This is a genomic window from Pseudomonas sp. 57B-090624, assembly GCF_003234055.1.
GTDB classification, from domain to species: domain Bacteria; phylum Pseudomonadota; class Gammaproteobacteria; order Pseudomonadales; family Pseudomonadaceae; genus Metapseudomonas; species Metapseudomonas tohonis.
In genome coordinates, this window is sequence record NZ_QKRU01000080.1 from 20,563 (window position 1) to 31,560 (window position 10,998).

At 63.2% G+C, this 10,998-nt stretch carries 14 protein-coding genes; 5 read left to right on the plus strand and 9 right to left on the minus strand.

Translation table 11 applies throughout. The features are described 5' to 3' along the window. Positions 1-9: 9 nt before the first annotated feature. Positions 10-450, minus strand: coding sequence for a DUF2846 domain-containing protein (locus DMX10_RS27345; RefSeq protein ID WP_111264052.1), 441 nt, complete (start codon positions 448-450; stop codon positions 10-12). 212 nt (positions 451-662) lie between these two features. Between DMX10_RS27345 and DMX10_RS27350 the strand changes: the two genes are divergently transcribed. The 3 genes from DMX10_RS27350 (at position 663) to DMX10_RS27360 (ending at position 2,527) form a co-directional block, all read left to right on the plus strand. After that, the gene (locus DMX10_RS27350) at positions 663-1,256 is read left to right on the plus strand and encodes an RDD family protein (RefSeq protein WP_111264053.1); all 594 of its coding nucleotides are present in this window, start codon (positions 663-665) and stop codon (positions 1,254-1,256) included. 236 nt (positions 1,257-1,492) lie between these two features. Next, positions 1,493-2,131, plus strand: a complete 639-nt coding sequence (locus DMX10_RS27355; protein ID WP_146603066.1) for a hypothetical protein — start codon at positions 1,493-1,495, stop codon at positions 2,129-2,131. 18 nt (positions 2,132-2,149) lie between these two features. Further along, positions 2,150-2,527 (plus strand): VOC family protein, encoded by a 378-nt coding sequence (locus tag DMX10_RS27360; RefSeq protein ID WP_111264055.1) that lies wholly within the window; start codon positions 2,150-2,152, stop codon positions 2,525-2,527. Positions 2,528-2,541: 14 nt separating this feature from the next. On the opposite strand, the gene DMX10_RS27365 is transcribed toward DMX10_RS27360, so the two are convergent. Continuing rightward, complete coding sequence (locus tag DMX10_RS27365; RefSeq protein WP_111264056.1) at positions 2,542-3,174, minus strand: hypothetical protein; 633 nt, start codon at positions 3,172-3,174, stop codon at positions 2,542-2,544. Between the two features lie 359 nt (positions 3,175-3,533). On the opposite strand from DMX10_RS27365, the gene DMX10_RS27370 reads away from it, so the two are divergent. Together DMX10_RS27370 and DMX10_RS27375 are read left to right on the plus strand one after the other, a co-directional pair. Next, positions 3,534-4,016 carry a hypothetical protein gene (locus tag DMX10_RS27370; RefSeq protein WP_111264057.1) on the plus strand — a complete coding sequence of 161 codons (483 nt, stop codon included), beginning with the start codon at positions 3,534-3,536 and terminating at the stop codon, positions 4,014-4,016. 154 nt (positions 4,017-4,170) lie between these two features. After that, the gene (locus tag DMX10_RS27375) at positions 4,171-4,599 is read left to right on the plus strand and encodes a hypothetical protein (protein WP_111264066.1); all 429 of its coding nucleotides are present in this window, start codon (positions 4,171-4,173) and stop codon (positions 4,597-4,599) included. Between the two features lie 15 nt (positions 4,600-4,614). On the opposite strand, the gene DMX10_RS27380 is transcribed toward DMX10_RS27375, so the two are convergent. The 7 genes from DMX10_RS27380 to DMX10_RS27410 form a co-directional block, all read right to left on the minus strand. Then, positions 4,615-4,992: a hypothetical protein gene (locus tag DMX10_RS27380; RefSeq protein WP_146603067.1), complete on the minus strand. Its 378-nt coding sequence runs from the start codon at positions 4,990-4,992 to the stop codon at positions 4,615-4,617. Between the two features lie 62 nt (positions 4,993-5,054). Then, positions 5,055-5,843, minus strand: a complete 789-nt coding sequence (locus tag DMX10_RS27385; RefSeq protein ID WP_111264059.1) for an ATP-grasp domain-containing protein — start codon at positions 5,841-5,843, stop codon at positions 5,055-5,057. A 251-nt stretch (positions 5,844-6,094) separates the two neighbouring features. Beyond that, positions 6,095-6,814, minus strand: coding sequence for an anti-sigma factor domain-containing protein (locus DMX10_RS27390; RefSeq protein ID WP_111264060.1), 720 nt, complete (start codon positions 6,812-6,814; stop codon positions 6,095-6,097). After that, positions 6,811-7,359 carry a sigma-70 family RNA polymerase sigma factor gene (locus tag DMX10_RS27395; RefSeq protein ID WP_111264061.1) on the minus strand — a complete coding sequence of 183 codons (549 nt, stop codon included), beginning with the start codon at positions 7,357-7,359 and terminating at the stop codon, positions 6,811-6,813. Before DMX10_RS27395 ends, DMX10_RS27390 begins: the two co-directional genes overlap by 4 nt. An 89-nt stretch (positions 7,360-7,448) precedes the next feature. Continuing rightward, positions 7,449-7,979, minus strand: a complete 531-nt coding sequence (locus DMX10_RS27400; protein WP_111264062.1) for a DUF3455 domain-containing protein — start codon at positions 7,977-7,979, stop codon at positions 7,449-7,451. A 169-nt stretch (positions 7,980-8,148) separates the two neighbouring features. After that, positions 8,149-9,849: a sulfate adenylyltransferase gene (locus DMX10_RS27405; RefSeq protein WP_111264063.1), complete on the minus strand. Its 1,701-nt coding sequence runs from the start codon at positions 9,847-9,849 to the stop codon at positions 8,149-8,151. Between the two features lie 272 nt (positions 9,850-10,121). Continuing rightward, the gene (locus tag DMX10_RS27410) at positions 10,122-10,421 is read right to left on the minus strand and encodes a hypothetical protein (RefSeq protein WP_111264064.1); all 300 of its coding nucleotides are present in this window, start codon (positions 10,419-10,421) and stop codon (positions 10,122-10,124) included. Between the last annotated feature and the right edge of the window lie 577 nt (positions 10,422-10,998).

Genomic DNA, 10,998 nt, shown 5'->3' on the forward strand with positions numbered 1-10,998 from the left:
ACGGGGTTTTCAGCGGGCCAGCTTGGTGTCGGCCACGGCCTTCTTGCCTTCGGACTCGGAGACTTCGCTCAGAGTGGCGCCGCCGGCGAACACACCGATCCGGATGGACTGGCGTACGTAGTGGTTCTTGCCAGGCTGGGCACTGAGGTTGAGGGTGTTGTCACCGAACTCGGACTCGGTCGACAACACGTGCGCGCCCGGGGTGATCAGGCGGTAGAAATAGGTGTTGGGTGCGGTTTCCCCGATCACCTTGTCATCGATCTTCACGGTCTTCTTCAGCGCAGCGCCCAGGGACGTGTCGCGGAAGATGTAGACCGCAGACTGGTCCTGCGGCGGGTTCGGAAAGGCCTTGAGGGCTGCGTCTTTTTCGGGGGATTCCATCGGTACCGAAGCGCAACCGGAGAGCAGCGCAACTGCCAGCGCCGCCGTGCACATCATGATCTTGGTCATGGATTACTCGTTCCTGAGTGAAGGTTCTTGCGGTGATGTCATTTCGCCGCTGCGCTACTTTATCGAGACCGATGGAGAGTGCAAGGGTGAGTGGTAATGGGGCGTGTTTGGCAAGGTCGTTTGCAGCGATATCCGGTCTTTTTGCGGCGATTGACGACTGAAGTGGCGGCGACACAGAATCCACCACCCTGTCGATCACAAGGAAGTCTGAAATGGATGCAACCGAAGCGCGCTTGCGAGAAACCTACAGCGGAAGACGGACGGAGGTCCTGGTCGATCTGCTTGAGCAGGGTGGGTTGACCGAGGTGGCCGAGCGGGTCATCCGCGGTGTGCTCATCGAGCGCGAGGCGAGCCCGGGCGAGCGCGTGGCGCCGCAACCGCCCCGTGTTCCCGCAGCGGCTCGGCGCGAGCAGCTCGACCAGCAACTTGCCCCGCTCTGGGCACGGTTCGTGGCCTCGCAGATCGACTTCTGGGGCGCGCTCCTGGTGCTGGGCCTGATCAGCTTCATCATCGATTTCGTGTTCTTCCGGCCGGCCACCAGCCCGGACATTTTCGGCAAGGTCTGCATGCTGCTGCTGTTCGCCTATCTGCTGTTCAAGGACGGGTTCAACGGGCAGGGAGTCGGCAAGCGCCTGCTGAAGATCCGCGTCGTCGACAGCGAGACCGGTGCCCCAGGCGAGCTGCACAAATCCTGCCTGCGCGGGCTGGTGGGCCTGCTCGGCATCTTCGACGTGATCTTCATCTTCGGGCAGCGCCGCCAGCGTCTTGGCGACCATGCAGCGAGGACCCTTGTGGTCAGGGCTTGATCCCTCGTTCTGCATCCTCTGGCCGCTGCGCTGGAGGACGGTACCTCCCACTGTCCGATACATCGCGGGCGAGGCAATGGCCTCGGATGGCGCCGTTCTGGACGCTCTTTGTAATCAGGAAGACTCCCATGCGGAAAATGTTAATGGGCACTGTTGCCATGTGCGGCCTTTCGGCGTGCACGTACTTGGCGCCTGTCCCACCCGTTGAGACCGAGGAACAGGCCTATGCGAGGCAAATGCAGGACAGCCTGCGCGAGCTCGGGTTGGCTGCTGCAGACGGGATGCCGGTGGGGAGTGTCCAGTTGGTGCTGCTTGTTGAATCGCGTGGTGGACTCGTCAGTTGCCAAGCCAGGCCACTTTCGAAGCCGAGAGCGGAATCGCCTCCTTTCAACCCCAGGCTGGCAAAGCAGCTGTCTGCGATGTGCTGGGATGTGATCTTGCCTCCGACTCCCCTCTCGATACGTCCTGACGATGGGCCGGCCACCATCCATGCCCCCATGATCTTCCCGAGCGTTTCACTCGATCAGCTCAAAGCACAAATGCGCTACACCGAGCGTTTCGCGCAGGACAACTACCTGTGGCACACGGTGTTCAAGGAGGAGGCGATCGACTCCGTCGGGCGAGCGTTCTTTCTCATCACTCCCGATGTGGAAGGCCAGCGGCAGACGTGCCGAGTCACGCTGGGGCCCCACCCAAACCAACCCTACGCATTCCATCCCGATGAAGCGCTCCGCCAGCGCCTAGAACAACGCTGCGCAGCGCTCAAGCCTCACGACATGCCCTTCTATCCGTCGCCGGAGGCGGGACCCAACTACACCGTCGAGGTCCGCTACATGCCGTGGAAGAAGAACATGACCAAGCGCTGGGGTGCTTGAAAGTATCGGACCTGACCCATGCCCGAGCCCCGCATCCTGTCCATCCTCCTTCACGTCGGCGACTGGCGTGCAGCCGCCGACTGGTACCAGCGCGCCTTTCCCGAGGCGAAGCGCGTGTCGCCACCGACGGATGACTACGGGCACCTGGAGATGGGCGGCGTGGTGCTGGAGATCGTCAACGCCGACGACAAGGTCGCCAGCGGCGCGGCGGGCACCGTCGTCTACTGGGCGGTGGCTGATCTGGATGCCGAAGTGCTGCGCCTCGTACAGCTTGGCGCCTCGTTGTATCGAGGGCCGCTGGCGCTGGAAGACGGCGACCGCATCTGCCAGGTGCGCGACCCCTGGGGCAATTGCATCGGGTTGCGGCAGCGGGGCTGTATTCACGGCTCTCACTAAGCCGCGCCGTTACGTCACGTGCGGGGGCCCAGGTCGGTAATCGGCTTGAGGCCGGGAATGTCCCTGTCGTCATCCTCCACCCCCATCGCGAAGCCCCATTGGCCGGCTTGCCGCAACGTCAGCCCGTATGGGGTCGTCTGATTTGCCGAGAAGGCGCCAGGAGGCGTCAGCAGCCTGCTCGCGGAGCGACCTATCCATTTGCCTCGGATTCGTTCATCGGCGAAGCAGATGTCCGGTACGTCCTCACTCTCCTTCAGGTTTCGTTCGAGGTGGCCGTGCGAGCGGTTGATTCTTGGCACAACCCGCAGCATCAGCACGTAGGCGTAACCCAGCTGGCCAGCGAGGTTCCTGCTCAGCGCATGGTCGTAGTCGACCTTCCAGGAGCAGGGGGCGAAAACCAGGCCGGCTGTGCGGCGGTATCCCCTGTAGTCCGGCCTCACGTACAGCAGTGACAGGACCCCTTTCTTCACCACGAAGGCATTCTCGGTATGGATACGGCCTATCTGGTAGGCGGTACCACCCAGTTTCTTCGCGATGAGTTCAATGGACTTGCCCGCGATGGGGATGGCCTGGATTTGCAGGCCCTGCACGCGTTGACCCACGTATCGCCAGGTACCTCTTCCGATGATCTTTTCCAGGTTCAACATGGGGGACCTCCCTTGAATGCAGGGGCAAGTGATATGTCGCGGGTACGACAGGGTCTTGTCTGATGCCGAGCGTGAAATGGCTCATGCCTTTTCGCGTGTTTTAGTTGGCGAATCCAGCCCTGGAGGAAATCTCCAATAAGCGGAATGCCTGGATCAATGACGAATTCTTTTTCCGGTTCTTGGATGGCGTCGATTCTGGCGTAAGCCTTTTCTTCTGGCGCTTGCTTCAAGCCCCATCCCACTGCAGCCCAGAGCTGCTCCTGATTTTTCAAGCGAGAAGAGCCGCATTTTCCCGCAATGGACTTTCATTTTGGGGATGACAATGATTGCTATTCAGTATTCCTCGGGGGATCTTCTGAATGGACGTGGTAACGGTTTCTCTCAGTTTCAAATCAATGCTGTTGAACAGCCTGCTGATCGCGGTATTGCCAGTGGCGGTGATGCTCGGTGCAGATCTGTTGATCAGCAAGAGCATCAGCTTGAAGAGTGTTCTGGTGGGGGGCGTTCTCTACTCGTTGCTGCAGGGGTACCTGGTCTTCCAGGCGGGGGGCAAGGTGTATGTGAATGAAGGAACACTTCATGTGCGGTCGGGGTTCTACAGCGCTTCGTGGCCAGTCGAGGGGCTCAAGGTTCTACCGGCAGACAGGGAGGCGTTGGAGAGCAGTGTTCGGCTGAATGGCATCGCGACCTATGGCTTTCGTGCGGGCTGGTTCAGGCTTGAAGGGCGCAAGGTTTTCTTCCTGACCACAGGCGACCGGAAGGCCTGCATACAGCAAAAGGGCGCTGCAGTCCTCTGCGTGGACAGCGATGTCGCCGCCTCCTTGAAAGCACTTGCTTCCTGACTGCCCACGGAAGCGACGCCTCTTAGTCCTGAACTGAGGGCGTCGCTTCGTTTGGCAGATGCAGTTCACTTTAAAGGCCCCTTCTTGATCTACTCTTGGCCGCTGGCTTTCTTCTGGCGCAAGTCTCGTGAGCACCCACCGTTTCACCCTGATCATGCCGGCCTCCGCCGCAGACGCCTTCGAAGCCTTCCATAACCATCGTGTGCGGTTGCAGTGGGACACGTTGCTGGCCGTCGCGCATATGGAAACGGGTGACAGCCACCCCTCCATCGGCGCGGTTTCCTTCAATCGGGGCAAAGGCTGGAAGCGCCTGCTGGCGATGCGTACCCGCTTCGTGAACTACCAGCCGGGCAAGGTGGCGGCAGCCATGCTGGTGGCGCCGACGGGGCTGTTCGAGTCGTGGGCGGCGTCGATGCGCCACCGCGATATCGAAACGGGGCGCTCCGAGCTCATCTACAGCTTCAGCCTGACGCTGCGGCCGCGTTGGCTGGGCGTGCTGCTCGACCCATTGGCCAACCGCCTGTTTGCCTGGGAGGCACGCAGGCGTTTTGCGGCGCTGGCGGTGTTCCTGGCGAGAAAGTAGGGGCGATTCACGCGGCTAGGGCGCGTCGGAGCAGCTGGAAGACAACGCATCTTCAATCTGGCTGATGGCGATCTTGCCGTAGTGCTCTCCCTGTCTGGTCCATCCAAAACGGTCGATGAAGAAGGGCTTATCGCGGACCTTTATCAGCGCTCGGGTGTTATGCGGATCGTATTCGCGAACGGCACTCGACGAAGCATCAGCGGGGCTCAGCCTCTTGGCCATGGCCAGAGGAATAGAGGTTCGCTCGAACGCCCGCTCTTCGATGGTGGCCTCGCTTTCCGGTGAGTAGAGCTCCGCGTCGAAGGGTATCCAGAGCACCGCGACGCACTCGGCATTGGCTGCGGCGGGGCAGAGAGCCAACAGTGCCAGCAGAAAAGTCAATCGGTTGTTCATGGGGGCCTTGGATACTGCGTCCTGAGTGGTCTCGGTCTGGGGCTCTTGGCTTCGCTGCGGGCTCAAGTCGAGACCGCTGAGCACAACATGACCACAAAGCGTTCTGCCGGCCATTCCTTGCGGTCGGAGACCTGCCCGTCGCCCAGCTCCACCAGGCGCAGGGCGCCGGTCTCAGAGGCAACCAGGTCGACCGAGAAGAAGGGGCAGGGCACGCGTTGGGCGATGTCGTGGACGAGTGCTGGCACCTCGTCGCTCCGGCCATGGGCGCGGCCGTCGAGGACGAAATAGCGCTCTTCCGTTTCCGGGATGAGTGGCTCGAATTGCCTCAGGCAGATGCCGCCTTCCAGCTCGCCGCGATAGCGTTCGATAAGGGCAATGATCTCGACCACTTCGTCCGCGTTTTGGGCGACGGAGCCGCGCTGGGTGGTCAGCGATTTCACGTAGTCCTTCACGAAGCAGGCGGACCAGCCCGCCTCGGCCAGCGCGGCGGCGAAGTCGGCGTCACGGGGAAGCACCAGGGTGGCGGGGGTCAGGTCCCGACATTGCGGATACCACTCGGGCAGGTGGTGGCAATGCCGGTATTGCGCCGGGCTGGTTATGGGAATGGCGCCTTGGCTGGCGATGGACGCATGCAGGTAGCCGTAGGCATCCGGCGTCAGCATCCAGCCCCGGTACAGGACACGGGCCCCTTCTTCGAAGGCAGGCTTCGGCTTGAAGCGTTGCAGCTCCAGCTCCTCGCAGGAGAACAGCGAGCAACCGAGGCCGGCCGCCTTGGCCGCTGCAAACTCTTCGGCAAATGTCTCGTCCGGGATGTTCGGGTTATCGGGTGATGAGGGGTAGAGCAGGTGCATGGCGTCCATTCCGTCAGTTGCGTCGAGTAGCAGGTCGGCAAGGTACAGGGTCAGCGTTATCTGCAGCTATCCAACGCTTCCTGAATCTTCAGTTTCGTTTCGATACCCGGGCAATACCGGCAGTAGCCGATCACCTCCTGCCGCTCCTGTTCGCTCGCGTGCTGAGGGGCTTGCTATCGGCATCGGTGGCGAAGGAGTTCACGAGTGCCGCCCGGGTCGTGAGCTGCTCATTTTACAGAGGGTTGAATCTGCTAGATGACCTTCACCGCCCGACCAATGAACTGAACGGGCCCCATCGGCCGGCCCGTGGTGGAGCCACCCGGGTTTTCCAGGGTCAGCTCGAACAACTGGCTCGGCTCCAGCGGCGGCAATTGGTCCAGGGGCACGCTGAGTTGCGCGCCAGGCTTGACCAAGCCGAGGGATACCGGCGCTTGCCAGCCCTCCGCCTTGGTCCAGAACTGCAGCACTTTGTCGCCCGGAACCTCGCTACGCCCGAGCGGGATCAGCTGGACCCGGCGGCTGTCACTGGCCTGCACCACCCAGCCGGGGGTCTGGTCGGTGGGGGCCACCAACACCACCATGTAGGTGATGCGCGGTGCGCTGGTGGTCAGCAGCATCGTCGCCAGCACCAGGCTTGCGGCCAGCCCGGCGCCCGCCAGGCCCCGCCATACGCCCAAGCGCCGATGCCAGGGTACGGCCACCTGCCGCGGTGCCTTGGCGTCGCCATTGAGCGCGTCCAGGGTGCGGGATACCCGGCTCCACAGGCGTGGGCTGGGGGTTTTCGGCTCGACGGTCGCGGTCAGCTCCAGCAGGCGGTTCTCCCAGGCAGCCACGGCTGAGCGCAGATCGGCGTCGTGCTTGAGGCGCTCATGCACGGCATGCCATTGGCTGGCCGGCAGGCTGCCCAGTACGTATTCCCCGGCGAGGGTGTCCAGGTCTTCGGGGCCGGTGCCATTGTGCTCGGTGTTCATCCCATGCACTCCCGCAGTGACGCCAGGCTGCGCTTGATCCACGCCTTGACCGTGCCCAAGGGCGCGCCGAGCAGGGCGGCGATTTCGGCATGCGTGCAGCCGTCGACGTAGGCATGCAGGATGCAGCGCCGCCGCGCCGGCTCCAGCTGCTCCAGGCATTGATGAATTCTGGCTGAACCGTGCGCCGCCAGGCTGTCGTCCACCTCCGCCACCTGCGCGTGCAGCACCGCCGCACCTGCATCATCCAGGGGCACCTCTCGGGCACCATCGCGGATATGGTTCAGCGCCAGGTTCCGCGTGATGCTGTAGATCCAGCCGCGCGCGGAGCCACGCGCCGGGTCGAAGCTGGCAGCGCGCGTCCAGATACGGATGAAGGCATCGTGCACGATGTCTTCGGCCAGGGCGTCGTCCCGCACGATGCGGCGGGCCACGCCGAGCAGCCGCGCACCTTCCTGATCGTAGAGCGCCTGCAAGGCCGGCCGCTCACCTCGGGCGCAGGCGTCGAGGTGGCTCTGGTAATCGAAGGTGCTGGCAGGCTGGTCCACTTTCTGCGCTCGAGGGTGCCCCGGCCCGTCTGGCCGGGGTGTGTCGTTGAGCGTAGCCGACGGCTCGCCTCGCGCCTGCCCGGGCGAGCTCAGTTGGCCCCCCAGAATAGGTAGTCGGCCTGGTACTTGACGACCTGCCGCTGCCCCTTGTTCTCGGCGGCGCAGGTATCGCTGGGCGCGACGCCACCCCGGGTCGCCAGGCGCTGCACGAAGCTGACGCCGCTCATGGCGCCCTTGCCCTCGGCAGGGTTGGCCTTGACCAACTGGTACGGGATATCGCCCGTGCCGGCCGGCGCGACGGCCACCTGCGTGCCGGTGATCTTCGACCCGTCACGGGCCTGCCAGGTGGCCGGCGGCCCGAAGTAGTCCCCTACCGGCTTTCCGGCCCGGTCATTGAGCACGGCCTTGGGGCCGACGAAAAACCACTCGGTCTGGCCTGGCGCACCTGCCTTGTCACGGCATTCGTAGGTGATTTCGCCCACGCCGACGGTTTCGAGCACGAGCTTGTGGCCATCGGGCACCTTCACGGCGTCGGGCACGGCCGCCTGGGCATTGAGGCTTTGCAGGGCGAGGCACAGGACGAGGCCGCTGAGCAGGCCACTGGCAGGTTTTACGTTCATGGGGCGATCTCCTGATAGGTAATCGAAGAGGCAGATTCGGGCTGCCCATCTGTACTACCCGCCAGGCATCGTTATGGATGCAGGACTCGACAATTTTTTTCGAACGGAGGGGGACGTTGGCCCAAGGTCCCCACGGCAGCCATGGGCAGCGCTGCCGTGGGGTGTGGGTTCAGGCGTCGTCGGCGCCGCGATAGCGGGGGTAGGGCAGGCTGTTCCAGGTGCGGTTGGCCAGGCGGTTGGCGTCCACCGCCGCCGGGATGTCGTCGAGCAGCGCACGGGCGGCGCTCAGTTCCTGCTGCACTTCCGCCTGGCCCTGGTACATGAACTCATCGGACGCGAGCTCCGGCGCCTGGCTGAATTTCTCGTCCAGGTCATCGAGCAGGCGCCGCTGCTGCCGGTGCAGGGCGTCGCGCGCGTCCTCCACCCAGGCCGGCTGCAGGCTGCGGTTGTGGTCCAGCAGGGCGGTGTACTCGCGGTAGACGCCGTCGTAGACATCGCCTGTGTGGCTGCGCGCCTCGTGGCAGGCCAGTTCCAGGTCGCGCACGGTGAGGGCGTCCGCTTCCAGGGGCTGCTGGCGCAGTACGCCGCCCAGGCGGGTGAAGCGGGTGTAGAAGGGGAACAGGCTCTGGATCACCTTGGCCACGGGCAGGGTGCCTTCGCCGTCGTCCCCCAGGCCCTTGGGCTGGATGCCCTGCATGGCCGCCAGGGCCGACTCCGGGCGCACCACCTCCTTGGGCGGCACCAGGCCGTGGCGCAGCATCTCGCGGATGCCGGTGCCGGAAATGTTCAGCCGGTAGCGCTCGTCGTGGGGGCAGGTTTCGGTCGTGGCGTGGCTGGCGCAGCGCACGCAGTAGAACACCTCGTGGAACAGGCGCACCTCGATGCCCAGCTCGTCCGGGGTGAACTGGTCGAAGATGCTGTGGCTGGCGTACTTGTCGTAGTAGCTGCCGATCCCCGCGTGGTCGCGGCCGATCAGCGCGTGGGTGCAGCCGTAGTTCTTCATGATCAGGGCGTGCAGCACCGTCTCCCGGGGGCCGGCGAAGATGTAGGTGACCCGCAGCGGCGAGAGCATGGCGCGGTCCTTCGGGTAGTAGGTTTCCAACACGTTGCGGTAGGCCTGCATGCGGTATTCGTGGCGCACGTATTCACGCTTGGCCATTTCCACCAGCGGTTGCAGCAGCAGGCCGTCGATGCCCTCCAGGGCGTTGCGGTGGATGTATTCGTGGCCGCGGTGCAGCGGGTTGGCGCCGGTGATGAAGCCGGCCACGGAGCGGAAGCCGCGTTCTTCGTAGAAGCGCCTCCAGGTGTCCCGGGGCTCCAGGCGCAATGATTCGAAGGGGCCCCAGTCGACCCGTTGCAGCAGCTGCAGCGGGCCGCCCAGGGCCACGTCGCCCATGCGCCGGTGGATGGCGTCCACGCCGGGGTGGTTGCGGTCGGTGGTGCCGAACAGCTGGCGGGCGCGCTCCTCCTTGTCGTAATCGAAGATGTCGTCGATGGCGAGGATGGCCACCGGCTCGTTGCGCTCGTCGATCAGGGCCACTTCATCGCCCACCGCCAGGGCGGCGATCACCTCGCGGTTGCGCTCGCCCACCGGCGCGAAGCTCAGCGGCACCGGCCACACCGTGCCATTGGCCAGCCGGCCATTGCCCAGCACCGACAGGTAGTCGGCCTGGTTCATGAAGCCCTTGTTGGGCGAGAGCACGCCGGTGGTGATCATCTCGATGGTGATCACCGCCTCCAGGTCGATGCGGATCGACGGCAATGCGCGGGAGCGCGCTATTTCTGCCCGTACCCGGTCGGCGGGCACCACCTGGTTGACCAGGGTTCCACCGTGGGGCTGCTGGGGGTAGCGATCGAAGGCGAGTTCCATGTTTCCTCCTGCTCGGCTCTGGCCTCGCTCGAAGGTCCGGGACCTTCGAGCGAATCGCACTGTGCCGTCTTGTTGGGGGTAGGACATGGCCGGTCACGGCGGCCGTCCGCACAGCCCGTGGGCGCACCGGGCTGGCTGAACGGTATTGGCGAGGGGCGGCGGCGGACAAGGTCGTTGCCCTGTGGGGAAATTCCGTAAGTTTCGAACGGGGCGTCTGCCGGCCTGGCGGTGAGCCTGGCCAGCAGCCGGAAGAGGGCGCTGAGCCCGGTCGATTACGGCGATGCCCCTTCGCAGTTGTCGAGCTCGTCCTGCGTCTTCAATTCCGTTTCGATCCCCAGGCGATACCGGCAGTAGTCGATCACCTCCTGCCGCTCCTGCGCGCTCAGCCGGCTGAGGGGCTTGCTGTCGGCATCGGTGGCGAAGGGGTTCACGAATGCCACCTGGAAGGAGGGCTGCTGCTTGATGAAGAAGACCAGGCGGTTGTCCTCGGCGAAGCGCGTCTTGTAGACGCCGGTGGTGAGCGATGAGGAGTAGGAAAACGGTATGGAGTTAGCGCATACAAAGGGCCACATGCCCTAGAGGAGGTTAAGGACGGAACGGTGCAGTTGATCGAACTCGTGCGTACTCCATCTAGGGGGTATTGGTGTGAGCTTGGTCATTGCGACGTTTACTTCGGATGCTTCGCTCAGAGGAACGCCGTCGATGAACAGGTTGATACGAATGGATTAGTGTACGTAATGCCTATGAATTAGTAGCTGATTCAAAATCTATACATCCCTCGGGAATGTATGTGCAAGCTCTAACTATCCAGCCGGGATGTACATAATTGGAAGGGAGAGTTTTTGGCGATGGTCGGGCTGGGTCGACAACTGGTTATATTCTGATGTGGGAATCTACTTATCGTTGATGTGGAATTTGGAGTGGCCAGTCGATTTTTGTGGTTGAAGATTATTATTGTTTTCTAATAAGTTTAATTAAAACAAGGCTTTCCTCTGCGTGTCATGCGTAGCTGGAGTGAAAATGGGCGGCGGCAAAAACTGAGTGCAACACCTGACCTTTCCGGTACGGTGCTGCCCCTATGTCTTATACCGAACTCAGCGTTGAAGAGCGCGCCACCATTCAAATCGGTCGTACCCAAGGCTTCAGCCT